The organism is Prevotella intermedia ATCC 25611 = DSM 20706, assembly GCF_001953955.1.
Taxonomy (GTDB): domain Bacteria; phylum Bacteroidota; class Bacteroidia; order Bacteroidales; family Bacteroidaceae; genus Prevotella; species Prevotella intermedia.
The window spans coordinates 814,507-840,238 of the sequence record NZ_CP019300.1; the positions used below are offsets into that span (position 1 = coordinate 814,507).

General features: G+C 43.5%; 17 protein-coding genes and 1 tRNA gene. 9 read left to right on the forward strand and 9 right to left on the reverse strand.

The window, feature by feature from the left end; all coding sequences use genetic code 11:
* Window positions 1–62 precede the first annotated feature (62 nt).
* The 3 genes from BWX39_RS03355 (at window position 63) to BWX39_RS03365 (ending at window position 2,999) form a co-directional block, all read left to right on the forward strand.
* Complete coding sequence (locus BWX39_RS03355) at window positions 63–875, forward strand: hypothetical protein (protein WP_028904920.1); 813 nt, start codon at window positions 63–65, stop codon at window positions 873–875.
* Window positions 876–1,029: 154 nt separating this feature from the next.
* Window positions 1,030–1,908 (forward strand): hypothetical protein, encoded by an 879-nt coding sequence (locus BWX39_RS03360; RefSeq protein WP_028904919.1) that lies wholly within the window; start codon window positions 1,030–1,032, stop codon window positions 1,906–1,908.
* A gap of 665 nt (window positions 1,909–2,573) precedes the next feature.
* Complete coding sequence (locus BWX39_RS03365) at window positions 2,574–2,999, forward strand: HU family DNA-binding protein (RefSeq protein ID WP_028904918.1); 426 nt, start codon at window positions 2,574–2,576, stop codon at window positions 2,997–2,999.
* 74 nt (window positions 3,000–3,073) lie between these two features.
* On the opposite strand, the gene BWX39_RS03370 is transcribed toward BWX39_RS03365, so the two are convergent.
* From BWX39_RS03370 to BWX39_RS03390, 5 genes are all read right to left on the reverse strand, one after another.
* Window positions 3,074–6,298: a porin family protein gene (locus BWX39_RS03370; protein WP_028904917.1), complete on the reverse strand. Its 3,225-nt coding sequence runs from the start codon at window positions 6,296–6,298 to the stop codon at window positions 3,074–3,076.
* Entirely contained in the window at window positions 6,295–8,766 is a 2,472-nt protein-coding gene (locus BWX39_RS03375; RefSeq protein WP_028904916.1) for a hypothetical protein, read from the reverse strand. The genes BWX39_RS03370 and BWX39_RS03375 overlap by 4 nt, the downstream gene beginning before the upstream one ends.
* A gap of 10 nt (window positions 8,767–8,776) precedes the next feature.
* The gene (locus tag BWX39_RS03380) at window positions 8,777–9,331 is read right to left on the reverse strand and encodes a DUF3575 domain-containing protein (RefSeq protein WP_028904915.1); all 555 of its coding nucleotides are present in this window, start codon (window positions 9,329–9,331) and stop codon (window positions 8,777–8,779) included.
* Window positions 9,328–10,260 (reverse strand): DUF3575 domain-containing protein, encoded by a 933-nt coding sequence (locus tag BWX39_RS03385; protein WP_028904914.1) that lies wholly within the window; start codon window positions 10,258–10,260, stop codon window positions 9,328–9,330. Before BWX39_RS03385 ends, BWX39_RS03380 begins: the two co-directional genes overlap by 4 nt.
* Before the next feature lie 75 nt (window positions 10,261–10,335).
* Window positions 10,336–10,417, reverse strand: a tRNA-Leu gene (locus tag BWX39_RS03390).
* Window positions 10,418–11,126: 709 nt separating this feature from the next.
* Here BWX39_RS03390 and BWX39_RS03395 point away from each other — a divergent pair.
* The 3 genes from BWX39_RS03395 (at window position 11,127) to BWX39_RS03405 (ending at window position 13,516) form a co-directional block, all read left to right on the forward strand.
* Window positions 11,127–12,227 (forward strand): sensor histidine kinase, encoded by a 1,101-nt coding sequence (locus BWX39_RS03395; protein ID WP_028904913.1) that lies wholly within the window; start codon window positions 11,127–11,129, stop codon window positions 12,225–12,227.
* A gap of 14 nt (window positions 12,228–12,241) precedes the next feature.
* Entirely contained in the window at window positions 12,242–12,973 is a 732-nt protein-coding gene (locus tag BWX39_RS03400) for a LytR/AlgR family response regulator transcription factor (RefSeq protein ID WP_028904912.1), read from the forward strand.
* Between the two features lie 147 nt (window positions 12,974–13,120).
* Window positions 13,121–13,516, forward strand: coding sequence for an FMN-binding protein (locus BWX39_RS03405; protein WP_028904911.1), 396 nt, complete (start codon window positions 13,121–13,123; stop codon window positions 13,514–13,516).
* 441 nt (window positions 13,517–13,957) lie between these two features.
* On the opposite strand, the gene BWX39_RS03415 is transcribed toward BWX39_RS03405, so the two are convergent.
* Window positions 13,958–14,971 carry an aspartate-semialdehyde dehydrogenase gene (locus tag BWX39_RS03415; RefSeq protein WP_028904910.1) on the reverse strand — a complete coding sequence of 338 codons (1,014 nt, stop codon included), beginning with the start codon at window positions 14,969–14,971 and terminating at the stop codon, window positions 13,958–13,960.
* Window positions 14,972–15,146: 175 nt separating this feature from the next.
* Here BWX39_RS03415 and BWX39_RS03420 point away from each other — a divergent pair, with 175 nt between their 5' ends.
* Genes BWX39_RS03420 through BWX39_RS03430 form a run of 3 tightly spaced genes read left to right on the forward strand, consistent with a single transcriptional unit; the run spans window position 15,147 to window position 18,830 of the window.
* Window positions 15,147–17,267 carry a cation:proton antiporter gene (locus tag BWX39_RS03420; RefSeq protein WP_028904909.1) on the forward strand — a complete coding sequence of 707 codons (2,121 nt, stop codon included), beginning with the start codon at window positions 15,147–15,149 and terminating at the stop codon, window positions 17,265–17,267.
* 4 nt (window positions 17,268–17,271) lie between these two features.
* Window positions 17,272–17,949 (forward strand): ABC transporter ATP-binding protein, encoded by a 678-nt coding sequence (locus BWX39_RS03425; RefSeq protein WP_028904908.1) that lies wholly within the window; start codon window positions 17,272–17,274, stop codon window positions 17,947–17,949.
* Between the two features lie 23 nt (window positions 17,950–17,972).
* Entirely contained in the window at window positions 17,973–18,830 is an 858-nt protein-coding gene (locus BWX39_RS03430) for a CvfB family protein (protein ID WP_028904907.1), read from the forward strand.
* 498 nt (window positions 18,831–19,328) lie between these two features.
* On the opposite strand, the gene BWX39_RS03435 is transcribed toward BWX39_RS03430, so the two are convergent.
* The 3 genes from BWX39_RS03435 to BWX39_RS03445 form a co-directional block, all read right to left on the reverse strand.
* Entirely contained in the window at window positions 19,329–22,286 is a 2,958-nt protein-coding gene (locus tag BWX39_RS03435; RefSeq protein WP_028904906.1) for a leucine-rich repeat domain-containing protein, read from the reverse strand.
* A gap of 372 nt (window positions 22,287–22,658) precedes the next feature.
* Window positions 22,659–23,924, reverse strand: a complete 1,266-nt coding sequence (locus tag BWX39_RS03440) for a leucine-rich repeat domain-containing protein (RefSeq protein ID WP_028904905.1) — start codon at window positions 23,922–23,924, stop codon at window positions 22,659–22,661.
* Window positions 23,925–24,652: 728 nt separating this feature from the next.
* A complete protein-coding gene (locus tag BWX39_RS03445; RefSeq protein WP_028904904.1) occupies window positions 24,653–25,582 on the reverse strand; it encodes an ADP-ribosylglycohydrolase family protein in 930 nt (309 codons plus the stop codon).
* Window positions 25,583–25,732: the final 150 nt, after the last annotated feature.

Genomic DNA, 25,732 nt, shown 5'->3' on the forward strand with positions numbered 1-25,732 from the left:
GGATAGAGTAGCACTTCATCACGACAAATCACCTTATTATTCATCAATAAAAATAAAAGATTATGAAAAGAAAAGCATTACTTTCATTTATTCTCGCCGCAATGGCAACAATGTGGGCAGGCACAACACAAGCTCAAGAGTATTACGACCTTACCATTGCGCTTACACAAGTCAATTCTATAAACTGCAAGAACCTATCCTTTATTAAAGGTGTGAGTGGCACTGTAAAGTACGACGATGAAACAAAGACCCTTACATTGGAGAATGCAACCATCGTAGGAGATAAGTATAAAACTGCCATTTCTTCTAAAATTGATGGCTTGATAATTAAGGTTATCGGCAAAAATAAGCTGCAAACAGAAACTGGTTCTGGTATTCTGTATGAAAACTCGATTACCATTACTGGTGGCGGAACACTTGATATAGAGTGCCAGAAGAATTGTGCTATCTATGCAAACAAAGGCAATCTCACCATCGAAGATTGTACCATAAACGCTAAAAGTAACGAATATGGCATTGCTGGATATAATGGTACAACCGAGAATCTTACAATAAAGAATGCTGCAATAACAGCAGAAGGTACAGAAAAAGGCTCTATTTGTGATTTTGCCACTCTCACTATGATTGGTTCTAAAATATCTGAACCTTCAGGTGCAGCGTTCGACCCATCAATGCACTGTGTGGCTTTGAACGGAGAGAAAGTTACAAGCAAGGTAGTGATTGTCAAAGATGCAACAAGCATTGAGGCTCCAACAGTCAATGCCACAGCTGCACAAGGCATCTATACCCTTAGCGGCGTGCGTGTATCTAACGAGTTGAAAAACTTGCCTAAGGGTATCTACATCGTGAATGGTAAGAAAGTAGTGAAGCAGTAAAAAGCGATTAACCTCCGTACCCAGTAAGGATACGGAACACCGCCTACCATTATGAACCTACTGTTTTCAGAATAAACAACATACTGTCTATATCAGGAGAGAAATTCAGCAGGATAATTTATTTTATTATTCATCATTAAAGAACAAAAGAATTATGAAGAAAAAAGCATTATTTACGCTCATTCTCGCTATAGTGGCGATAATGTGGGCAGGAACAGCACAGGCGCAGGCGGAAGATTACGAACTTTTGATAGCTGGCGTGCAAGTTACTTCTGACAACTGCAACGACCTTTCCGTGATTGAAGGCGTGAAGGGTACTGCGAAGTATGACAATGCTACCAAGACCCTCACACTCGACAACGTAACTATCCACAACACAGCAGAAACTATTAATGGCACTGGCATCTACAATATTATCGATGGCTTAACCATTCGTCTTATCGGTAATAACACTGTTACTGCAGAGAAAAGTGTAGGACTGTGGAATGGACGAGACGATGCTATCACTATCACGGGCGGTGGCAGTCTTACGATAAATGCCTCGACCACAGCGAGCAACAAAAACTATCAAAAAGGCATTTTCAATCGAGGTTCTATCACCGTGAGCGATTGCACCGTGGAAGTGAGTGCAGGGGAATACGGACTTTGTGACGGCTATTGGAAATTTGAACGTTGCAATATGCGCGTTAAGGGTGGCGGTATGAGTGGCGACCAGTATGCAGGCAGTATCAGTTGGGTGTGGGATAATAAGCCCGAGTTCACTGGTTGCGGTGTTACATCACCCACAGGAGCGTACTGGAAAGAGTTCCAAGATGGCGAATACACCTACTATACTCTCTTTGGCGCAGACGACAAGGTCGTAACCGATTGGGTAACTATTACGTCCGACCCTAACATTATTGAGGTTCCTACAGTCAATGCCACAGCTGCGCAAGGCGTCTATACCCTTAGCGGCGTGCGTGTATCTAACGAGTTGAAAGACTTGCCTAAGGGCATTTACATCGTGAACGGTAAGAAAGTGGTGAAGCAGTAAAAAGCAATTAACTTCCGTATTCTTATTGGGTACGGAACATCGCTTATTGTTATGAATCTAACATTTTTTAATAATAGCAAACCGCCCTTGCTTTGAAGCAGGAGCGACAAAGCACATAACGGAAGCCACTGCAACGAAACATTGTTGCAGTGGCTTCTTTTTTCTGTTACTTTCCTGCCTTTATAGCATAGAGTCGGCTTTTCTTTACCAATAACAAGTTTAAGCGAAGGGCTGTATTTGCAAGGATAAAAGAATTGAATGCCTTAGCAAGAACAGTACTGTTCAATTCAGTATGACTGCAAAAGTTGCTTCTACCGAATTGGATAATGAAGATAAAAAGTATCTGGTAAATTCAGGAAAAGTCAGCAAAACTCTTGTCTTTGAAATTCTTTACGTGTAAAAAATATTTTTTCTACACGTAAAGAAATATTTACTTACACGTAGAAAAATATTTATTTACGTGTAAATAATTTGTAAAATTGCATTTAAAGTAAGCTAAAATATTGTTTATCAGAGAATTGAAAGTTGTTTTTGTGAGTTGGTAGAAAGCTGGTGAAATAGCAATAAAATAAAAAAGTGGTTTTCTTTATACAATTGGAGTATTATTTGAGAATTTTATGTAAGTTTGCAAATGAAATAGAACATAACCAATAAGACATAACTTTATGGCAATAAGTATCAGGCTACAACAAAGTAAGTTTAAAGAAGCCAACCGTGGCGGTAAGTGGCACGCACGAGTGGTGAGCAGTGGTGAAACTTCGACAGCCGACCTTGCGGCAGCTATTCAAGCGAGTACTTCGTTTACACGAGGCGAGGTTACGGGCATTATTATGGCATTGGTAGACGAAATTAGTTATAATCTCAGCCTTGGCAACACTGTTGTGCTTGACGGATTAGGGCGATTTCATCTGACGGTGGAGAGCGAGCCAGTAGAGAACAAAGAAGATTTTGACATTAAGAAGAATGTGAAAGGGGTGAAGTGCAAGTTCTTGCCAGCGAGCCGACGCGACCCTAAGACTCGGAAAAGCACACAGGATTTTGCTTCGGGCGTGCAAGTGGTGTGGGCTGACCCTGAAGACGAGGAAGATTAATTCGGACTTCAACGATATACAAAAAGGAGCGAATGCCGTTGCGGCATTCGCTCCTTTCGTATGTTTCAGTAATTCTATAAGTTGTACATCAAGCCGAAATTGATGCAGTTTAATGCTGTTAGCCTTCCCATAAGGTTTGTGCCTGGCAGCAGACTTTCTTGTCCCAAGAAGCCCATTAGGTAGATGTTGTGGTTGTAGAAAGCCGAGATATGCTTCGATATTTGGTGGTTTGCAGTCATACCTAAGTTAATGGCAGCGTCCTTGTTGTGCGGTTTGTTTGTCTGAATACCGATGGCAGGACCTGCGTACAGGGCTACGTTCCATAAGCGGTTAGGGTTATATCCGCGGAAGTAGGAGAGGAGGTCGAGTTGGAAGTTGGCTGCAACGAAAGCAATGTTATGCTTTTCTTCATAGAATTCAGCGTTGTTGTTTTCGATGTAGGCATACTTAATGTTGTCCATAACGTATTCCAAACCAAGACGAACGGCTGTTATCTCGTTCAGTCTATACCCCGCAAATGCAGCAAGATTGACTTTTGCTCCGTCGTTCTTAAAGCGGTGTCTGGTGAGCAAGATGTTCCAACCGCCACCGATAGCACCAAACCATCGCATAGGTTTCTTTGAGGCATAAGACGTTATATCGGCATCTTCGTAGCGGGCAATGCGGTTGAGCGGTACGGTTAAGCCTACGCGAACAGAGAACGAATTGCCCAATTTCAGCGGTTTGCTGCCTGCTTCCTTCGTTCTGTATAGCGTGTTTCCTGCCTCGTTAATATACACACGGTCGTGTATGTCGAGTGCAGAATACATCGGTTCGATGTTCAAACGGAGGTCGCGACTGAGGCGTGTCCATAGTTGTAGACCAAGACGGAAACCGCTGACCGTAATTCTTGAACCCTTGATGGTGTGTTCTGCATCGTTCATAACGAGCCAACCGTTTTGGAAACCTGCGAGAAGGTTGGCACCGACAAGCGAATGCCAGTTGTAGTTCTTGCTCAGTCCCAACGGATTGATGAGTACATCGCCAGCTATTGTGCCCAAGCCAATGGCGTGGTGAATGTCTTCTGTTTGTCCTTTTTTTGTGTGTGTGGTTGTCATATCCACACCTTTTGCCATATTCAGACCAATGCGTGCACCGAGGAAAGAGTTTGCCCACCAGCCCAACGAGAGCTGCATGGAGGTGCCCCACGAGTCTTTTCCCTTGCTTGGAAGCATAGGATAGTTGGCGTAGCCATATCCATAGTCGAGGAAGAAGCGGTGTCGTCCCGATGAAGGAGCATTTTGCCAAGGCAGGTTCTTTATGGTGTTGATGAAACTATTGAGATGGTATTGCGCACCAAATGCGAGTACGTTTGACACTGCTCCTGGGGTAGTGTAAATCTGGTTGGAGTCGTAATGGCTGCTCGGCATCCAATAAATGGTGTGGCTGTAGAACAGAGAGAGGTGGGGGAGGACACGGTATGAAATCATTCCGCCAACGTTTGCTCCGACATCTGCTTTCTTTCCGTATTCGCTTAACACCAACGAAGGACCGCCATAGAGGTTTACACTCCACCTTCTGTTTGGACGATAGCCTGCCATTGCATTGAGTACGTTAAGCTGATAGTCGGCAGATATGAAGGTGTTCTTGTACGTGAACTTGCTTAAATTGCCACTACGGTTCTGTTGCCAAATAGGATTGGCAATGTAGTCTACCATGAGTTTTGCTCCGTGGTACATATTGAAGTTGTAGCCAGCAAAGCCATTGAAATTCAATAATAGTCCGCGCGACTTGTCGGTGTAACGCCATTTGTTGATAGTGGTGTTCCAACCAAGACCTCCACCTATGAAGAAACCTTTTTCGGGTAGGGCGTCTTTTGCAGGATTAAGGTCGTTATTCCGTTGCAATTTATTTCGGAAGAGCACGGCTAAGCCCAATTTAAAGTCGGCTTGGTCGTATCTTACGCGCCCATCGGAACGGTCGAAGTGCTCCATTAAGATATAGCTTGGTTCGAAAGTAAGGCGCAAATCGTTTGTAAGCTTTGCCCAAAGCTGTGCTCCCAATCGGTAGCCAGCATATCTACCGCCTGTTTTATCGCTGGCGTCGGCGTGCACTAATTGTAGCTGTCCCATTTCGTAGCCGCCGAAAAGGTTCACACCTACGGCACTGTCCCAGTTGTAATGACGTGTAAAACCAAAGGGATTGAGCATGGCATCAAAGAAAACACCAAACTTTCCAAGTAACGATGTAGTCTGTCTACCCTTTGTCCACGGTGTATTTGTGATGTTTACACCACCTCGCACACCAATGGCAGACGACAGCCATTGCCCAATATTGGCACTGATGCTGTAGCCAACCGTTTCGCTCATCTTTAAATCTGCCAAGCGATAGTAGGCTGGACCTATGCTGTATTCAAAGAACCAAGGACGTCGCCAACGTAGCATTGCAGGGTCTTTGAGGAACAAACGTTCGCCTGTAGCAAAGCGTTTCTTGAAGTCGCCTGCATTGTTTTGCGACGACATATTGTTGTAGAAGTACCAAATGTAGGATAGGTTTACACCGTAACCGATACTAAAGTGGTTGAATTTGGTGGCTTTGTCCAAGTCCATACCTTCTGTACCAGCCATAATATAAGGTTCGATGGCAAGTGCTGCGTGGGTTCCTGCAAGGAATTTGAACTGTAAACCCGTGTGAATGTTGTAAGCAACAGCCTTTTCCTTCATTGTTCTTGCAATGGCAGAACCATCGTATTTTGTTAGATGCGAATGCTGAACACCCATTCCAAGAATACCCGAAACACTTAAAGGACGGTCGGGACGATAGCCTAAAAGATAGTTTGAGAAATTGAAAAGATAGTCGGCATTGGCACGCATTGTCCAATTTACGTTTGCTTCACCGCTGATGTAGCCAAGCTCTCCACCTATTCCGACTCTGAAAGTGCTCATCGGACTGAGGTCTTTACCCAATCGAAGATGAAGTCCAGCTTGTGTTGTCAGCCGATAATCATTGTGATTTGGGTAGAACACAGCACCAGCACCGAAGTCTAAGAATGTATGCTTGGCAAAGTTTCCCTTCGCCCATTTGTCACCTTGGTAGCGGTGTCGGTCGTCAAGACTATAATTCAGAGCATTGAAATCGTTCTGTTTTCGAAAGCCATAATAGGTGGTATCAGCTTTCACGGTGATGCCTTCAGCTGCCATTTTCTCCTCCAAGTCGCTCAAATCTCTTACCAAAGTATCGGTAGGCTGGCTTGTTGGAGTTTGTGCCTGAAGGGCTATTATGGTAAAAAATGCTATTATAAGGGACGCTGTCTTCTTCATTCCTTAACCTCCTCTGTTGGTAAATTGGTTGTTTGTGCGTTGCTATCGCTGCCCTCTTCGTTTGTTTCTGTATAGCTGTCGGGCACTTCCATCTTTCCTGCAGCAATCATTAGGTCTGTGAATTTCTGTCTGTATTGCTCTGCTTTCTTTTCGTCATAAGGGCTTCTTTTCCTTATATCGTCGGGTATGTTAGCGTCCGAATTGTAGAAACCCTTGTATTGTGGCTTCATATCGAAGCAGTGTTGGAAGTATGCTAAGAAAGCAGGAGTGGTGTTATCGGTCATTCGTAGCGCAACATCGGCACCATATTTTGTTGTCAATGCCATAAAGTCGTCATCGCTCATTTCTGGCTTTCCAGCTTCAATAACGCCTTTCATATACCACTTTTTTGCGCTGTTGTCAGGCAGCGAATCTATTAGTGGCTCAAGTTCCTCGTAGGTTTTACCCAATTCAGATGCCAATTCAAAGTTCAGTATGGCATAGTTCTCTGCGTTCGATGTCATTACATAACTTAATGCTTCCTTTGCACGGCGGTCTTCATCGGCAGTCTTACCTTGTTTGAAGAATAGCGTTTCTAAGTCGGTAAACATCTTTATATCCTTGTACTCATCAGTATTTGGCAACTTGTTTGCAAGGTGGTAAGCCTCGCCAAGCTTCATCGTTTTGAAGTACATAATGGCTTGATTGGCAATTATTTCTCGCCTGTTTACAGTGTAACGGTATTCGTTATCGAAAGAAATAGGGCGTGAAATTTCCAATCCAGCCTTCATGTCTAAAAATGGTGCAAGGATAGATAAGTCGATAGAATCGCTTTCGATAGCATAACAAGCTACGCGGTTTGCCACATAAGCAGCAAACGGACTGTATTGCATAGTTCGGCGTGTTTTAATCTCATTCCACGCACGATAGGTGAGCTTGCGCAGTTCTACGGAATCCTTTATTTGCGTGAAGAGGTTGTAATAGTCGCCATTCGAGAACACACTCTTGCCGCCTTTTTGATAGTCTTTATCGTTATAGTAGGTCCATAATGCTTCTTGAGGGTCGAGCACCTTATTCTGTCTCAATGTATAAGTACAACGCATTAAACGTTGATTTTGCAGAATCTCTTGAACAACAGGCAGAGCTTGCATCTCGCGCAAGCCGTTTGCATTGTTATTGAAAGCATAGTTGCGCAGCGTGTTTGACTCTGTTTCCAAGCTACGTGCCTTCAATGAGTCTGCCACATCGAACCAAGTGTAAACCAATGGCTCTTTTACTTCAAGACCTGCACTTGATACTTGTCCACCAATTATCGACAATGCCTTCCTTGCACGTGTATTTGCCAATTTCGTATTAGATGCGACATTACCTTCTGGCGATGCTGTTCCCTGAACCGTGAAGTTCATCAGGGCGCGACCATAGGAACGAAGTTCTTTCACGAGTTGTTCGAGATGTTGCTGATTCGATTCGTCGGAAGTAAGTTCATCTTTGCCTACAACAAATGTAAGTTGTAGGTCGCGGGGTACTTCTCTCAGCTGTGCTCTGGCTTGTTCGTAGTATTGAGGCGTTAGCTTAATCTGCTTCATTGCCATTGAAACATCGAGCAATTTCCAGGGCTTGCGTGTGTTGCAAGTCCCGTTTTTCGACTTATCCTCAAAGTAAACGTGTGTGTAATCCTCCAATCTTAATACCGAGCCCCACTTGTAACTTTTGTTTGGATTGGGTTTCGGATAAGTTGCTTCCCAATGAAAGGCAAACGCATCGTTGGTTGTAGGTTGGTCTTCAATGAAGTAATTGTGCAGTGAGTCGTTGCGATTATAGTCGAAACTCTTTCTTCTGATTTGATTTTTATGAAACTTCTTGCCTTCAAACACCAATGGCTCGAGATACTGTATGGTGTCTTCTTCTTCGCAATTGATAACGATTGGTTGGAAAATAAGGCGCGAATGGTCCTTTGTGTACCATTCAGGCAGCTTTACCGTAACGTCCCAATGCAAGTTTGGACCATCGTCGATAGGCTTCATTTCTACAATATTAGCCCCTACGTGCTTGGCAGTTACAATGGTATTGGCAAGTAGAACGGTTTTCGTTCCACCCGTAAACACAATGTCGTACTGCAAGCTTGAGCCGATATCCACGACCTTTACCTCGCCTTCGTTTATTACCATAAGCGCACCTTTGGCAGAAACATCTGCCTCGAAGTGTCCATCGTAGTCGGGTGTTACGGTTGCATTGCTTCTTATTGTAACCTCTTGACTGAAGTCTTTGCTTTTGCTTCTATATATTGCAGCCTGCTTGTTGGCTTCGTTTCGGTTGTCGAAAATGTAGACTGGAACAGAGAGGGGAACCTTGTTGGTCTTGCCTCCGTCGAACGACTTCATCTGTTTGTAAACGCTACCTGTTACGTGCATCACCTGTGCGCGTGTCGTACTCACACAAGCGAAGAGTAAGAATAAAACAACAAGGTAACGGTTTATGCTTAATTTCATCTTGTTTCCTTTATCTTAATATGTATGAAAGCGTAATACCGATTTTGGTTGGCAGTATTCCATAACCCGTATATCCGCCTCCCATATTTATTCCTGAGGGTGTTTCCAAATCGGGCAACCCGTCGGTTATCTTCTTTTGATGGAAAACCACCAAGCCAAAGCCAGCGTGCGCATCAATCGTCCAACGCTCGGAAAGCGATACAACATAGCCGAATGTCAAGCCAGCACCTACTGCAAGACCGTCGTAGCGCGTATCTTTCCATTTCGTATTATAGTCTACGGCCAATGCGCTGACACCCACGAAGTGGTGGTACATAGGGCGTCCTCCGAAATAGTAGCGATATTCTGGCTGTACACCTATTACCTTCATATCCTTGTGCCAATAGGGTTTGTTGTTGGCAAATACGCTCAATCCCAATGTAGAACGGTTTCCTATTGTCATTTCTGCACCAATATTATAGGTTTGCAGTGCCATCATTGCCACGTCGGTATTTACAGAAATGGCCTGACCGTGTGCCATTGTTGCAGCCATTATGCTTAGGAAAGCTATGAATATTCTTTTCATTTCTTGGCTCCTTTCTTCTTTTTCTCGGCCTCTCTTGCCACCTTTTCCTCTGCCTTAGTTGCTTGTTTCTTGGCTTTTTCGTATTCTTTGAGTCGCTTGTTGCGCGCCCTTTCTATGTGTTTAGCCCTCTTTTTTTCTTCTTTTGCAATGCGCAGCGTGTCCTTAGTATATGCCTTGTTAGCCAACTCTATACGATATGATTCGTCTACAGCTTGACGTTTCTTGTATCGGTTTGCTACCTTCGTACCAAAATGATAGGTCAGTCCCACCTTTACAACATCGGTTGAAACCGCATAAAGCAATGGCGAGAACGTTAGTTTGTAGCCATTTTGTGGTGTTACGGTAGTGTAAACGTGCTGTTTGCTGATGACATCACGGCGATATTCGTCGTATTTTGCGAACACTACACCAGCATTTATGCCAAGGTCGAGGTCGAGGCTTGCACCGTTCTGGTAGCCATATAGTTGTGTAACAGTGCCTACCATAAGTCCTCCGGTGAAAGCATTTCCCTTCTTTCCTATTTCGGAAAACTTGATGTTAAACTTGTTGGCACCGCCATATACGCCCCAATAGAACACACGGCGCGGGTTCTTTCCGTGCCAATATTTGCGTAGTTCTACTTTCCCATCGTAGATGTCGTACACATTATAAGTAAGGTCTTTGGTTTGTGTATTCCAATTTATTCTTCCTGAAACACCAAGTGTCCATTTGTTCCAACTTTTGTTACCCAGAGTGTATTCCAAGCCGAAGTTAGGAGTTAGCGTAATCCAATCCATAGCATTGGTACGCAAACTGATTCGTTCGCCAAATTTCAAGTTGTCTACTTTGCTGTAATAAAGTGCAGAACTCTGCCCATAGGTTGCTACAAGCATTGGGTTGGCAAATAGTGCCACTACCAATGTTAGTAAGCATTTCTTTAAGTAAGTCATAACTCTTAAGAAGTAAGTACTGTTAATGGAGTTATCTTCTTTTAAGTGAAAAATACCTTCAGTAAAAAGGAGAAGTGCGCTTGACAGGAATCGAACCTGCACGATGGAAATCACTAGATCCTAAGTCTAGCGCGTCTACCAATTCCGCCACAAGCGCATTAAGTGGGTGCAAAGATACGCTAACTTTCGTTAAAGACCAAATTATTTATCTTATTTTTCTTGTAAAATACCCATCTTTTTTATTTTCGGCTTATAAGAAAGGTTTTGTAATATCTTATTTAGTTTGTATTCCCAATTGCCTTTCTTCTCCTAATAATCTGGGTTAATTGATAATTACTGGGTGAGTTGAATTCTTTTTCTTGTTTAAATTAGATGCAGGAAACAGTATCTGTTTTGTAAAGATAATATCCTTAAAAAGTGCTAACTGCGCTTTGACGTTGCGAAAGCGTAGGTTTTACCGTCCAAAAGCGGCTCTTTTACCTTGCAAAAGAGCCGCTTTTGGAATGCAAAACAATAGGTTTTGTAATGCACTGATAGATAACTTGTTAGATGATAGATGTCCTTTGGAAGAATCTTTACATTATTTGTGCTCTTTTCCGATAGGCATATACAGGTGTGTTTTAGGTTTTAACGAACCACCAATAATCTGTGTTCAATGTTTGCAATGCCTCCGCAACCTTGGTGTAGATACATCTTTTTTGCTTCTGTTTGCTCGCCTTTTTAGGGCAAAACCTTGGCTTTTATGGTATTGTATAGTAGAAAATATACATTCCTTGCAGCGAATAGTGCGTAAAGAAAGAATGTTTTTGTATCTTTGCAAAAGTTTTCATTGTTGAAATGTGAACAGATTACCTTTAAACGCATATATGATAAATCTATTACGGAAATCAACACGCACGTATAAAGAGAATGTTGTCTATTTTCTTTTATGGCTGCTTGTCTTTGCTATCCCCATAGCAACGATGTGTTTTCGTGCAAATAGCATTTTCGAACATTACAATTGGGCGCATATTGTTAATGTGTGGATAATCACGTTGATGTTTCTTGGTGCGTTCGTTGTACACAATTTCCTGTTGCTGCCGCAGATTGTTTACCGCAGACGGCATAGTCGTTATGTTTGGGGAACAGTTGTTCTGATGGCTGCTTTTGCGTTTTTGCAGTATCTTTTCCATACCACTTTGGCAGCGAAAGCTTCGACAGTGATGGGTCAGATAGAAAACCTCGAAAGTAATATCATACGCAATCAAACAGATGTAGTGCCACAAATGCTTGTCTTGAATATGCTTATCTTGGTGTTGATGTTTGGAATGAACTTCGGCGTGAAGTTGTTCTTCAAGTCTGACGAAGACCAACAGAAGCTGTGCGACTTGCAGGAAAAGAACTTGGAACACCAGCTGGCTTATCTGAAATATCAAATAAACCCGCACTTCTTTATGAACACTCTCAACAACATACACGCCTTGGTAGACATCGACCCTGAGAAGGCAAAGTGGGCAATCATCGTTATGTCGAAGATGATGCGGTATGTACTCTACGAGGGCAACCACACCTTTATACCGTTGCAGAAAGAAAGCGACTTCATACATAGCTATATTTCGCTGATGCGTATGCGCTATACCGAGAAGGTAAACATCAATCTCGACGTGCCCGAACACTTCTCGGTGGGCGAAATCCCGCCGTTGTTGCTTATCTGTTTTGTTGGAAATGCCTTTAAGCACGGCATTAGCTATCAGCACGAAAGCACGATAGACATATCGCTTGCCGTAGAAGACGACAAGATAAAGTTTCGTTGCATCAACAGCAAACTCTCAGAGTCGGAAGCTGAAAAAGGCGGAATGGGCTTGGAGAGCGTCCACCAACGTCTGAACCTGATTTATCCAAACCAACATACACTTGTAGTAGAAGACAGGGAAGATACTTTCAGTGTATGGTTGGAACTACCTTTGACAAATAGAAGAGACAATTAAAGAAGAACCAAAATATGGAAAACCGAATAAGAACCTTAGCTATCGACGACGAGCCTTTGGCACTCAAGCAACTGTCTGCCTACATAAAGAAGAACGCTTTCTTGGAGCTTGTCGGCGAATGTCAGAATGCTATCGAGGCGAAAGAGGAAATGCAGAAACAAGCCGTCGATGCCATTTTTATCGACATAAATATGCCCGATATGAGTGGGCTCGACTTTGTGCGCTCGTTGGAAGTGAAACCCTTGGTGGTGTTTACCACTGCGTATAGCGACTATGCCGTGGAAGGCTATAAGGTGGAAGCGATAGACTACCTGCTGAAACCCTTCGGACAGGCAGAACTGAATGCAGCTGCCGAAAGCGTGAAACGGCAATACACCCTCTTGCACAAGGCTGCCGAAAAGAGTTCTTCGCCCGACGACGACACGCTCTTTCTGAAGAACGAGTACAAGGCTGTCCGCATAAACGTGAGCGACATACGCTACATTGAGGGAATGGGCGAATACCTAAAGATACACTTCATAAGCGGGCGAAAGCCCTTGGTGGTATTGTCGAGTATGAAGAAGATGGAAGAACACCTACCCAATGGCTTCATGCGCATTCATCGTTCGTGGATTATCAACTTGATGGACATAAGCGAAGTGAACAAAAACCGCATTCTGATGAACGACGGCGTGTTCGTTCCCATTGGCGACATGTATCGCAACAGCTTCGCAAAGTACGTCGGTTCAAAGTTCTTGGACAAGTAGATACGTACCTTTTGTGCGCTTTAATAGCTGATGCTACCTGTGCTTTCCTTGCCCTGCCTCTTGTTGCTTTCAGAAAAAAAAGGTATATTTGCACCCGAATAAAGAAGTATCGACGTTTGTCAATAATCAGTAACAATAGTAAGAAAGATGAAGAAACAAGTTTTAGCTTTTGCCGTTGTGGCTTTAACGACAGCGGGTTTCGCCTTTGCAGCAGCAGGCGACGACAACGTAATGCGCAAGCAGGCAGACGGCACGTATGTAGTAAACACGACGACACTGGCAGCCAACGTGCGTGGCTATAAGGGTGCAACACCCTTGGAAGTGCATATAAAGAAAAACAAGGTGGTGAAGGTTGTGGCACTTAAAAACAACGAAACGCCACAGTATTTTGCACAGGTAACTTCCAAGATGTTGCCCAATTTTAGTGGCAAGAGCATCTCGAAGGTTGGTTCGGTAGACGCTGTGAGCGGTGCCACCATCTCGTCGAAAGCCGTAAAAGCCAATGTGGAAGCAGCCGTGAAGTATTACAAGGCGCACAAGTAAGACGCTACTGCCAACCATTCGGCTTCAAAACAGCAAATAAAACAAGCAGCATTACTGTTCTTTAGGTTCGGTAATGCTGCTTTTTATTTTATAATATTGACGGTAACGAGTCTTTTAAACCTTACTCAACTTTATCTATACAAATCTTATATATAAAGGAAAACTGCGCAATAAAACTGTAAATATTTTTCAGAATAATATCTATTGCGTAACAGTCTTATTTTCAACGTGTTGTAAAACCTATTGTTTTGCATTGTAAAAGCGGCTCTTTTGCAAGGTAAAAGAGCCGCTTTTGGTCGGTAAAACCTACGCTTTTGCAACGTCAAAGCGCAGTTACCACTTTTTAACAGAATTATCTTTACAAAACCAACACTATAATGTTGTTGTGCAATTCATTTTTTTCTTCTATCCAATCTGCTTTTTCTTCGGAGTCGAATTGCTTTATTTTACGTTGCCCACCTTAATCAGATATTCGGCAATCTGCACGGCATTGAGTGCTGCGCCCTTGCGTATTTGGTCGCCCGTGAGCCAGAGTGTAGTGCCGTTTTCGTCGGCAAGGTCTTTGCGGACACGTCCAACGTAGATGTCGTCTTTGCCTGCACTCTCCAATGGCATAGGGTAAACGTAGTTTTGTGGGTCGTCTACAAGCGTAACGCTGGGTGCTGCTTCGAGTGCCTTGCGTATTTCGGCAATCTCCAAAGGCTTTTCCGTTTCTATCCAAACCGACTCTGAATGGCTTCGGAGCGATGATACACGCACGCAGGTGGCACTGGTGCGAACATCGGAGTGCATAATTTTCTGCGTTTCGTAGAACATCTTCATTTCCTCTTTCGTATAGTCGGTTTCCGTCATCTTGTCGATTTGTGGAATCACGTTGTAAGCCAATTGGTGCGGGAACTTGCTGATGGTCTTTGCCTCGCCTGTTTCAAGAATTTCCCTGTACTGCTGTTCCAGTTCCTGCATCGCTGCCGCACCCGCACCCGAAGCACTCTGATAGCTGCTGATGCGTACACGCTTGATGTGGCTTAGCTTCTCGATAGGATTCAAAACCACTACCATCATAATGGTGGTGCAGTTCGGATTAGCTATGATACCACGTGGACGGGTCAGTGCATCTTCGGCATTGATTTCTGGAACTACCAATGGTACGTCTTTGTCCATACGGAATTGGCTCGAGTTGTCAATCATTACAGTGCCGTACTTCGTAATTGTGTCGGCAAATTCAGCCGATGTGCTGCCGCCTGCACTGGTGAAAGCAATGTCAATATCCTTGAAATCGTCGTTATGCTGAAGAAGTTTTACTTCGTATTCCTTACCCTTGAATGTGTACTTGTTGCCCACAGAGCGGCTTGAACCGAAAAGAACGAGGTCGTCTAATGGGAAATTTCTTTCTGCCAATATGCGGAGGAACTCTTGTCCTACTGCGCCGCTGGCACCTACAATTGCTACTTTCATTATCCTTGTATTTATTATTTTGATGAGGCTACGCTTGCCCGTAATTGTCTTGATGACCAACGTGGAGCGTAAAACCCATATAGTTTTCAATTGCAAAAATACAAAAAACTCTCTACTATCCCTACTCAACCCATAACTTTTTGCTATCTTTGCAGATATTTTAATCATATCGGATATGTTCAATATAGCCCAGTATTTTCCAATCACCGACCCAACATTGATATTCTTTGTTGTATTGATGATGATTTTATTGTCGCCCATCATTATGGGACGACTGCGCATTCCGTACATCATCGGAATGGTTTTGGCGGGTGTGTTGGTAGGCGAGTACGGCTTGAACATACTGAAACGAGATGCGTCGTTTGAATTGTTTGGCAGCGTCGGGCTATATTACATTATGTTTCTTGCTGGTCTTGAAATGGATATGGAGGGGCTGAAGAAGAATAAGTGGCGTGTGCTGTCGTTCGGCTTGCTCACCTTCGTTACTCCCTATGTGCTGACTTTCCTAATGGCGACCTATCTGTTGAACTACTCGCCAATGTCGTCTTTGCTGCTTGGTTGCATTATGTCATCGAGCACACTCGTTGCTTATCCGATAGTGGGTCGCTACGGTCTTTCGCAGCATCCTGCATCTACGCTCAGCGTTGGTGCGACAATGGTGTCGCTGTTCTTGGCACTTGTTATTATGGCGATGATAGTAAACTCGTATCAAGGTGGCAGCGGTGGTGTGTTCTGGCTGTGGTTTATGCTGAAGTTTGCGCTCTATTTGGCAGGTCTTGTCTACTTTATTCCACGCCTTACTCGGTGGTTTCTGCGCCGTTATGCCGATGCAGTAATGCAGTTTCTCTTCGTTTTGGTCGTGCTGTTCTTTTCTGCAGCCCTGTCCGATGCCATTGGATTGGAGGGAATCTTCGGTGCTTTCTTCTCTGGACTTATACTAAACCGTTTCATTCCGCGCCTTTCACCGCTGATGAGCCATATAGAATTTACGGGTAATGCACTGTTCATTCCTTATTTCCTGATAGGTGTGGGAATGCTGATAAACGTGCGCTCACTTTTCGAGGGTACGCACATTATTTGGGTAGTGCTGTGCATTGTGTTCTTCGGAACGGTGGGAAAGGCAGTCGCAGCCTATTTGGCAGGCTTCCTGTTCCGCTTAAAGCGAGAAATGTCCGATATGCTTTTCGGTCTGACAAGTGCACACGCGGCAGGCGCAATCGCAATGGTAATGGTGGGTTTGCAGCTCGAAGTCGCCCCGGGGGAGTTCCTTTTCAACGATGAAGTGCTGAACGGAATTGTTGTCATGATACTCTTTACTTGTGTAATATCTTCGCTTGTAACCGAGCGGGCGGCGCAAAAGATTCGCTTAACGAAGAAAGAAGAACCCGAAATGGTGAAAGCCGATGGCGACGAACGCATTCTTGTGCCTGTGAAATATCCCGATTATGCCGACAATTTGCTTTCGTTGGCAATGATGATGCGCAATTCCAAGCTGAAAAGCGAGATAGTTGGACTGAACGTTGTCTACGACGATGTGAACGCAGCAGCCAATCAGGAAGAAGGACGACAGCTCTTGGAACATCTGCATAAGCAGGCAACGTCTGCCAATGTGCCGATGGTAACGCAGGTGCGCATCGCTGCCAACATAGCCAATGGTATAAAACACGCCTTCAAAGAGTTTCAGGCATCGGAAATAGTAATGGGTCTGCACGCCCGACAAGCTATATCGAAGGGCTTTTGGGGACAGTTTACGCAGAGCTTGTACAACGGTTTGAGCCGACAAATAACGATTGCCCGCATTGTGCAACCACTGAATACGATTCGCCGAATACAAGTAGCCGTGCCTTCGCGTGCAGAGTTTGAGCCTGGTTTCTACCGTTGGCTGGAACGGCTTGCACGTTTGGCGTCGAATACCGATTGTCGTATTGTATTCCACGCTCGCCAAGAATCGCTCGAACTTATCATGGGATATATTCGTAACCGCCACCCAAATGTGCGTGCCGAATATGCCGAAATGCAACATTGGAACGAACTGCCGCATTTAGCGAACGAGGTAAACGATGACCATTTATTCGTGATTATCACGGCACGAAAGGGCACAATATCTTATAAGAATGCGATGGAGCGCATTCCAGAGGAAGTAAACCGCTTCTTCAAGAGCAAGACGCTTATGATAATATTCCCCGACCAGTATGGCAATCCTATGGACGGAATGACGTTTGCACAGTCGCAACACACCGAAGAGCGCAGTGCTTACGATGTAGTCCGTGATTTTATGCAAAAGAAAATAAGATAGAAATATGATAGAAATAAAAGGTGTTACTAAGAGTTTTGGTTCGCTGCAAGTGCTGAAAGGCATTGACTTGCGCATTGAGAAAGGCGAGATAGTGAGCATTGTCGGTCCTTCGGGAGCAGGCAAAACCACGTTGCTGCAAATTCTTGGTACGTTAGATAAGCCCGATAGTGGCTCTGTCGTAGTGGACGGCATAGAAACCAGCACGCTATCGACCAATAAACTAAGCGAGTTTCGCAACACGCATCTTGGCTTTGTGTTCCAGTTTCACCAGCTTTTACCAGAGTTTACGGCAATCGAGAATATTATGATTCCCGCCTATATTGCAGGAATGAAACCCAAAGAAGCACGCAGCCGTGCCGAGGAACTGTTGGAATTTATGGGGTTGAGCGACCGTGCGACCCACAAACCCAACGAACTTTCGGGAGGAGAGAAGCAGCGTGTGGCAGTGGCAAGGGCACTGATGAACAATCCTGCTGTAATTCTTGCAGACGAACCGTCAGGTAGCTTGGACTCGAAAAACAAGGAAGAACTGCATAAACTCTTTTTCGAATTGCGCGATAAGTTCGGACAAACTTTCGTCATCGTTACACACGACGAAACGTTGGCTACATTAACCGACCGCACCATACACTTGAAAGACGGACGCATAGTGGGAGAGGGCAGCGAAGCCAGCGCAGTATAATAAAGTAAGAAAGGAAATAACAAATGACAAAACTAAAGATAGGCGATTACAATACGCTGACTGTATTGAAGGTGGCATTGCGCGAAGGCAATGGCGACCCATTCGGATTGTATCTTGACGGTGGTCGTGCAGGCGAAATATTGATGCCTCAGAAGTATGTTCCCGAGGGCGTTTCAGTAGGCGACGACCTACGTGTCTTTGTGTATCTCGACCAGGAAGAACGCCCCATTGCCACAACCGAACAACCACTTGCCGTAGTAGGCGAGTTTGCATACTTGGAGTGTTCGTGGGTAAACGAGTATGGTGCATTCCTTCACTGGGGCGTAACGAAAGACCTGTTCTGTCCCTTCCGCGAGCAGAAAAAGCGTATGCAGATAGGCGAATCGTATATTGTGCACGTACATCTTGACGAAGAGACTTACCGTTTGGTGGCATCGGCGAAGGTGGAACATTATTTCGAGGAAGAGAAACCAACGTACAAGCAAGGCGAGGAGGTTGATTTGATGATTTGGCAAAAGACCGAACTCGGTTTCAAAGTCATTATTGACAACAAGTATCCTGCCCTTGTTTATGGCGACCAAGTGTTCCAATACGTTCACACGGGCGACCGTATGAAAGGTTATATTGCCACAGTCCGACCAGACGGAAAGATTGACTGCACGCTGCAACCAACAGGACAGCGATATGCAAAAGACTTTGCCGAAGTGCTTCTGCAATACTTGAAGGACAACGGTGGCGTGTGCAACCTTGGCGACAAAAGCGATGCGGAAGACATAAAACGCCTCTTCCAAGTGTCAAAGAAAGTCTACAAGAAAGCCGTCGGAGACCTTTACAAGCGTCATCTCATTACGGTTGAACCACTTGCAATCCGCCTTGTGTAATCTATTTATGCCCTTGATAGGAGTTGCACAAGAGGAATTTCTGCATAAGAGTGGCAACCAATTATGTGGGAAAACCAATAAGCGAAACTATACGATGGTATAATAATCAGCACCTAAAACCGCTACGATTTGTAAAGAAAAGTATAAGTAAAAAACGATACCTGCGCTTTTGTGTTGCAATAGTGGCTCTTTTGCGTTGCAAAACCTACGCTTTTACCGTGCAAAACAGCCGCTTTTGCAACGCAAAAGAGCCACTATTACAATTCTCTGATAACCAAATAGTTAAACAAAAGCAATCTTTATGTAAAATCTTTACACTTTTACCACCTTCTTCTTGCCTATAAAACAGATAGTTTCCATTAAGTTTCTGTTCTGCGAAAGTGTTGTAAACTGAACATTATTCGTAGCTGAATGGCAGCCAATAGTTGTACATACAATATAAAAGGAGAGTTGTGGAACCATTCCACAACTCTCCTTTTATATTTATATGACAAGTGCTTAAAGCACAACTTTCGTCGTCGTTGTATTGCCGGTAGCATCGTCGGTGCATCGCACAATGCAAGCTCCGTCAAACGGAACAGTTATGGTTGTGTCTTGATGGGTAAGATGTTGTTGTACCAAAAGCTTTCCGTCGAGGGTGTAAACACGTATGGTGGATTGGGCAAACGGGCTGTGTATGCGCAACAAACCTTCGCTTGCGATAATAGAGAGTGTGTTGTCGGCATCGGCATTGTCTATTCTGTCGGTGCAACCACTGCCGTCTCCTTCCACATAAACCTTCCAGTTCTTCTCTGTTGCGATAGAGGTTTTGCTTGTCAATGCGGCTTCGTCCTTCTTTGTACCGTTGTATAGATTATACTTTTTAGGCATTGTTGGCAAAGTTGGCAGCTGGTTGTAGAGGGTATTGAGCTCGCAGGCAGTCATACCGTTGGCAGTAACGCCGAGTTGTTTAAGGCTCGGACATTCTTTCAAATTCACACTGTGGAGTTGGTTGTAAGAAAGTTCTAATTCTTCCAAACTGCTCAAGCCCTTCAGTTCAACCTTTGTTAGCTTGTTCGTTCGTAGGTTGATGACTTTCAGCGCAGAAAGGTTTTCGAATGCGATGGCTTCAAAACCATTCTTGGAGAGCAGTGCTTTTTCTAAGGTTGAATTGTTTTCGGGGAATGCAATCGTGGTGAGCTTACACTCGGTTGCGTCTAATAGTGCTATTTCCTTGTTCTGCGAAAGGTCGAGTGTAGTGAATAGGTTCTTGCTACACCACAGTTTCTTCAACCCCTTCAAAGGCTTCAAGTCGATTTGGTTTACTTTGCAAGAACTGAATCCAAGTTCTTCCAAGTCCTTGTTGTTCTCCAAATTGAGCGATGTGATACCTGCGTTTCCTTTGAGCATAAGGAACTTTAGCTTGGCAAGTTTCGATAGGTCGATGCTTGTAAGTTTGGTTTCCATAGAGTACAAAGAGAGCAATTCGGGTGAGCTTACCTTGAGCGATGCAATGGGGTTGCCTGAACAATTAACGTCCTTGAGTTGGTTGAATGCTGTCAGGTCGAGGCTCGTAAGTTTGTTGTTTGTGCAAGAAAGCTCTTCCAATGGTGCATCTTGCGGAATGGTGAGCTTGTCGATAGCACATTCGTTAGCTATGATATGCTTTATTTTATGGCAGCTGCTTAAGTCTAATTCTGTGATGCGCTTCATACGAGAGCAGTCCACGTATGTAAGGTTAGGGCACTTGCTGACATCTAAATCAGACAGGAAGTTTTGTGAAGCCACCAGTCTGATGAGGCTCTTGCAGTGCGAAAGGTCGAGCTCCGAAATGGTATTGCTGCCGAATATCTCAAGATTTTGCAGTTCGGTGCTGTGGGTTAAATCGAGTTCTGACAAGTAATTGTAAGCAGCTTGCAGTACTTCCAACTTTGGACAGTTAGCTACATTCAGCGTTTTTAGCTTGTTAGCCATACAGTTCAGCTTCGTAATGTTGCCCTTTATCTTTAGGTCAGCACCTTTTATGTCTGACTTTATCTCACTGAAATCAGTGCCAAGGGTGTAGTTTACCTCTACGCCGTCGCCCCAGTCGATGGTAATAGGCGTGTTAGCCTCTTTCGCAGCGAGGGCAAAACTAATTTCGCCAGATGCTTGTGTGGTAGTCATAGTAACCTCGGCGGGCTGCTCGTTGCTAACGTTTACGCCACAAGACTGAAGCACGGAGGCCAAGTAAGGCTGCTCGGTGCAAGGGTCTATGATGGAAGCAACGAGGCGATACTTGTCAGCCTCGAAATTTTCGATGGCAAATGGGTCGGTAGCAAACGTGTATGTTCGGTCGTTGTTCACTTTGAGTTCGTAGCCTTCTACTGGACTAATCATCTTTACGAACTTATTATACACGGTGCCGTCGGGAATTTCCACGTAGCCGTCCTCATCTGTTTCAGGGATAAAGTTGTTCTCTACGAGATATACATTCATACGCAAACCCTTTGTTTCCTGTTGCTCGGATATGCGTCCGTTGATATTGCAAACAAACTTTCCATCGCTGTTCTTTGTTACAGAAGGAGTCATTTGTGCAAAGGCTGGACCGTAGAAACCACGTTGTAGCAAGTATTCGTAAACGTCAGTAACCTTTGAACTAATCTTCATTGCAGGCGAATAGGTGCTGAGGTCTTCCAACTGTGTGTGGTTGTTCAGCGTTCCGTATGGTGTCATCAAGTTTCTGTTCACCATCATTCTTGGCATTTCGCCAATCTTATACATCTTTGCCAATTCGTTTTCTTGTTGGCTTGCCTTGAATGTTGCTTCACCAGCTTGGCTCACGAAAGTTACCAACTCGTAGCGATTCTTCTTCTTTGTTTTGTGTTGCAAGGTTACAATGCTTGTTGCGAGCCCACGATAAAGGTCGTATGCCTTTTTGTCGGTAGGGTCTGCAAACACCTCTACATAATGTGTCGGCATACGGTAAGTACCTTCAACAAAGTATTGACGGAAAGGTTTAACACGCACACCCATGTCTACTTCCATACCATTTACCTTGTAAGGCTTTATGGTAATGATATGTGGGCGTGTGTCGTTTGGTGCTTCGAACGAGATAAAGCCCACACCGTCCTGCATCGACTGCCCTGGTGAAAGCTGAATATCGTCGCGTGTCTTGTACTTCACATTTGTTCGGTCGTTGTCGAACCAATATTCAAATTCCACCGTATTGATGGTAGTGTTCGACTGATTGTCCATATAGAACACATAAAAGATAGGCGTGTAGGGCTCTCCTACCTTTTGTGGGAAATAGTTTGCACCATAGAAATCGTCAAATTCCAATCCTTTCAGTTCTGGAGGTAAATTTCCCATGGGTGCTTTTTGTTGGTTCAATGGCAGCCTCTTGTGAGTATCTTCCTGTGTTTGAGCCTTGGTAGGCATAGATAGGAATAATGCTGCAAGCAAGAAACCAATTACGTGTAAGTGCTTTCTTTTCATATTTCCAATAGATTATAGTTGTTAAATGGGGGAGCTACTTTTTTTGTTTAGGTACGACAGCTGACTCCCTTTTGCTGCCTTTGGTATATGCTTTTAAGTATTAATCAATTTTGATGTAGTGGTGTTGCAAATATAATTATTATTTTTTATAAACGAAAATGTACGCTGAAAATATTATTGACAAGGTTCAATAAATTAAAAGGAAGTTTGTCTAAACAAATGTTCGGTTTCAGTATAAAGCTACTATACCCGCAGTACAATATTGTTGTACTGCGGGTGTAACGTAGTTGTACTGACAGTACAAAAGTGCTTTTAAAAACTGTACTGCACCAGTAGATTATCAAAAGTAATGAATACCTTACGCTACTTGCGTTACTTGACGTATATTTTCTTGCCGTTGATGATGTAGATACCCTGTGTGGGTTGTGCATTAGCTGGCAGACATTGGCCATTAATCGTAAAGATAGTTGTCTTTACGTTCTTGTCTTGTTCGGTAGGCAGGTTGATGCCTGTGAGTTCGTGCTCGGTAATATTGGTGAAATCACTCCACTGTTGGGCAGCGGCATATTCTTCCTTATGACCTTTGGGAACCTTCAGTTCGCACTCTTCCTTATTTACGTTTTCAAAGACACCTTCTCCCATAGCTGCACCTTGTAATGGTGTTTCGCGTAAACAAGTTATGCTCTTTAGCTGCTTGCAACCATCGAAAACGTACATTCCTATTTTCTCCAAACCTGCAGGGAGTGTGATTTCAGACAGCCTTTCACAACCATTAAAAGCTTCAGCTTCGATGTCTTTCAAGCTTTCTGGCAATGTAATATTCTTCATTGAAACACAGCTACCAAAGGCCCAAGTACCAATATGTTCTATAGTAGAAGGGAGGGTAACCTCTTTTAATGCCGTGCATCTGCTAAACATATATCGTTTTAATTCGGTAATATCAGCCTTAATAATGGCTTTCTCCAAACCAGTACAGTTATAGAAAGCAAAGTAGCCGAGGTCTGTAATATTATTTGGAACAGTTACTTCGTGCAATTTTACACAATGACCGAAAGAGAGCATGCCTATCTGCTTCAACGTTGAAGGGAATTTTATTGACTTTAATTCGTTGCAAAGGAAGAATGCAGCAGGGCTGAGTTCTACGGTTCCTTCAGGAATTTCATAATTGGCTGCCCTCATATTGGGATAAGCAATTAGTTTATTTCCGCTCTTATCGAAAAGTACACCGTCAATGTCTTTCAGCATTGGATTTTCTTTATCGACTGTAATGCGCTTCAAGCTTGTGCAAGAAAGGAAAACCTGTTCGCCTAAAGTGGTTACGCTGGCAGGAATAGCGACAGATGTAAGCTTAATGCAACCTCCGAAAGAGTTGTCGGCGATGCCAGCTACTGTGTACTGTTTGCCTTGGTATTTTACATCAGCTGGGATTACAATATCGCCTTCAAGTGGCTTATTGTATAGTGTCCCGGTAGATTCTAAGAGCTCTTCAAGCTCTGTCGTAACTTCTACAAGCAACTTTGTTGCGTCTGTAACTTTGTAATAGAGCTTTCCTTCTTGGAAGTCATAGTTTTTCTTTTGTGCACATACCTGCAAGACAGAGAGTAGCAGGAGCGTGATGATAGGTAAGGTTCTTTTCATAATTGTTCTTATTATGCCACTTGTAGCGGCGGTTATTTGATGGTAAATGAATGCGTAATAGCAGGCAGATTTGGGCGAAACAGTTCCTTTGACGAGTTCTAATGCACTGGGTATGCGCTTCGATTAATCCTTCTGTACGCTTACTCTGCTTGGAACGAAGATGATTTTCATTAGGGAGTACTTTCTGATTAACTAAGTCAGCCTGCTCCCTGTTGCTGCTTTTCGTATATGCTTTTAAGTATTAATCTATCTTGATATAATAGTATTGCAAATATAGTTATTATTTTTTACAATCAAAAAGGAAATTAAATATTTGTTATAGAATGATATATTTTTTATGGTTTGCATTAATAGTTTCTGTATATTTCTTAGATGTTTATAATTTTTAAACATCTTCATTATTGCTGTCTGACGGACGTATATATAACGTTAGTTCGGTATAAGGAAGTTGGCAGGGTAGGCTATCTCGCAGATATTTCTTAACAAATCTACTGGTGAAGCAGTGAGAGTCTTTCTATTTAACTTTGTAAAGATAATTCTGTTAAAAAGTTATAATTACGCTTTGACGTTGCGAAAGCGACTCTTTTGCGATGCAAAACCTACGCTTTTACCGTGCAAAACAGCCGCTTTTAGAACACAAAACAATAGGTTTTGTAATGCGTTGATGTATAGTGAGTTATACGATAGTCGCACTTGTGAAAAATATTTACATCTTGTGCGGCAATAAATCATAGGTAAATTTTTACCAAATCATCAATTATGCGTATCAAATCGTCTTTTCTTGTTAGTCCGTCAATGTATTTTTGAGGTATAGAAGCGTAGCCGAATTTAGCTCCTAACACGGCACAGGCAACAGCTGCATTTGTATCGGCATCACCCGCTTCATTGACAACAGAAAACAATCCTTCTTCAAAGTTGGTAGAGTGGAACAAGCACCACAATGCAGCACCCAATGCCTTTAACGTGTAGCCTATGCTTGACGGTTCGTCAAGTTCCAAGCTTTCAATGCCATTGTTGTATGCTTTGTCGATATATTCTGAGATTCTTTTATCGTATCGGTTGCCGATAGAAATGATTTGCGAATAGGAAAGTTGTTCATTATGCCAAATTAAGTGGCTGATAATTTCAGATATAATGACGCATGACCCTATACAGCGTGGGTCGAAATGTGTGAGTTTACAAACATCTTCAGCTGCTTGTGCCACATTCTCACGCAACAATCCTATTACTGCAGTCCGCATTACAGCACCATTAGCAGCATTTTTTGTGGGCGACATCTTCCATATCAGCTCTGCCACTTGTTGTGGCTTCTCTACATAGTCGGCTATTGCCAACACCTTAAAAGTGGTTTGTCCAACACCCCTTGTGTCGGGCGCATAGAGCCAGTTCTTAAAGTTTTTCGCAATGGTGTGTAGGTTTATGCCCTTGTCTTCAATCATTGCGTTGGCAATGCAAAGCATCATATCTGTATCATCGCTCCACCTACCTAACTGGAATTTTGCCCGATGATAATCTCTGATGATTTGTCCGTACTCTTTCAATCCATTTGGATACTTCTCCTGCGCTTCGACTTTTGTCATAAATTCCGTGCCCAAGCCGAGTGCATCGCCAATAGCCTGTCCAAAGAGCGTACCGTATATTTTGTCTTTTACTTCCATTTTTCTGCTGCTTTTCAATTTTGCTCACAACTTTTAAGTAGGTACTCCTTTGCCATATAACGGTAATTTACCACCATATATTATAAGCAGTGGAAACACATTTAAAGTTAGAAAATAAAATAAGGCGGCAGCTTGCACTGTCGCCTTATC

What these genes read in the sequence shown, in the direction of transcription:
- BWX39_RS03355 (WP_028904920.1), top strand. Translation starts at nt 63, where the DNA reads ATGAAAAGAAAAGCATTACTTTCATTTATTCTCGCCGCAATGGCAACA.
- BWX39_RS03360 (WP_028904919.1), top strand. Translation starts at nt 1,030, where the DNA reads ATGAAGAAAAAAGCATTATTTACGCTCATTCTCGCTATAGTGGCGATA.
- BWX39_RS03365 (WP_028904918.1), top strand. Translation starts at nt 2,574, where the DNA reads ATGGCAATAAGTATCAGGCTACAACAAAGTAAGTTTAAAGAAGCCAAC.
- BWX39_RS03370 (WP_028904917.1), bottom strand. Translation starts at nt 6,298, where the DNA reads ATGAAGAAGACAGCGTCCCTTATAATAGCATTTTTTACCATAATAGCC.
- BWX39_RS03375 (WP_028904916.1), bottom strand. Translation starts at nt 8,766, where the DNA reads ATGAAATTAAGCATAAACCGTTACCTTGTTGTTTTATTCTTACTCTTC.
- BWX39_RS03380 (WP_028904915.1), bottom strand. Translation starts at nt 9,331, where the DNA reads ATGAAAAGAATATTCATAGCTTTCCTAAGCATAATGGCTGCAACAATG.
- BWX39_RS03385 (WP_028904914.1), bottom strand. Translation starts at nt 10,260, where the DNA reads ATGACTTACTTAAAGAAATGCTTACTAACATTGGTAGTGGCACTATTT.
- BWX39_RS03395 (WP_028904913.1), top strand. Translation starts at nt 11,127, where the DNA reads ATGATAAATCTATTACGGAAATCAACACGCACGTATAAAGAGAATGTT.
- BWX39_RS03400 (WP_028904912.1), top strand. Translation starts at nt 12,242, where the DNA reads ATGGAAAACCGAATAAGAACCTTAGCTATCGACGACGAGCCTTTGGCA.
- BWX39_RS03405 (WP_028904911.1), top strand. Translation starts at nt 13,121, where the DNA reads ATGAAGAAACAAGTTTTAGCTTTTGCCGTTGTGGCTTTAACGACAGCG.
- BWX39_RS03415 (WP_028904910.1), bottom strand. Translation starts at nt 14,971, where the DNA reads ATGAAAGTAGCAATTGTAGGTGCCAGCGGCGCAGTAGGACAAGAGTTC.
- BWX39_RS03420 (WP_028904909.1), top strand. Translation starts at nt 15,147, where the DNA reads ATGTTCAATATAGCCCAGTATTTTCCAATCACCGACCCAACATTGATA.
- BWX39_RS03425 (WP_028904908.1), top strand. Translation starts at nt 17,272, where the DNA reads ATGATAGAAATAAAAGGTGTTACTAAGAGTTTTGGTTCGCTGCAAGTG.
- BWX39_RS03430 (WP_028904907.1), top strand. Translation starts at nt 17,973, where the DNA reads ATGACAAAACTAAAGATAGGCGATTACAATACGCTGACTGTATTGAAG.
- BWX39_RS03435 (WP_028904906.1), bottom strand. Translation starts at nt 22,286, where the DNA reads ATGAAAAGAAAGCACTTACACGTAATTGGTTTCTTGCTTGCAGCATTA.
- BWX39_RS03440 (WP_028904905.1), bottom strand. Translation starts at nt 23,924, where the DNA reads ATGAAAAGAACCTTACCTATCATCACGCTCCTGCTACTCTCTGTCTTG.
- BWX39_RS03445 (WP_028904904.1), bottom strand. Translation starts at nt 25,582, where the DNA reads ATGGAAGTAAAAGACAAAATATACGGTACGCTCTTTGGACAGGCTATT.